Genomic DNA, 729 nt, shown 5'->3' on the forward strand with positions numbered 1-729 from the left:
GATTACGGATCCATTGACTGGTCAGAATGATAATGTGGGTGACTTGCAACCAGGCCAGACGGCTACGGTTACGACAAACTACGCGGTGACTCAAGCGGATGTAAACAACGGACAGGTGGTGAACACAGCTACCGCAACAGGTACAGATTCAAACCAGTCCACTCAGACCGCTACAGCCAGCGCAACGGTTACAGCAGCTCAGAATTCAGGTATTTCTTTGACCAAAACGGCTAACCCAACGACATATGATCAAGCCGGAGATGTGATCACGTATACCTTGATTGTTGAGAACATCGGTAACGTGACCTTAACCAATACCACGATCACAGATCCATTGACTAGTCAGAATGATAATGTGGGTGACTTGCAACCAGGCCAGACGGCTACGATTACGACAAACTACGCGGTGACTCAAGCGGATGTAAACAACGGACAGGTGGTGAACACAGCTATCGCCACAGGTACAGATCCAAACCAGTCCACTCAGTCGGCTATAGCCAGCGCAACGGTAACAGCAGTTCAGAATTCAGGTATTTCCTTGACCAAAACGGCTAACCCAACGACTTATGATCAAGCGGGAGATGTGATCACGTATACCTTGATTGTTGAGAACACTGGAAATGTGACCTTGACTAATACCACGATTACGGATCCATTGACTGGTCAGAATGATAATGTGGGTGACTTGCAACCAGGCCAGACGGCTACGGTTACGACAAACTACGCGGT

1 protein-coding gene is annotated in these 729 nt (G+C 48.4%); it reads left to right on the plus strand.

All coding sequences use genetic code 11. The features are described 5' to 3' along the window. The coding region (locus QVH07_RS17660) for a DUF7507 domain-containing protein (protein ID WP_435367071.1) at positions 1–729 on the plus strand (729 nt) is incomplete at both ends.

Origin of the sequence: Algoriphagus sediminis (genome assembly GCF_030403435.1) — a bacterium.
Classification (GTDB): Bacteria; Bacteroidota; Bacteroidia; order Cytophagales; family Cyclobacteriaceae; genus Algoriphagus; species Algoriphagus sediminis.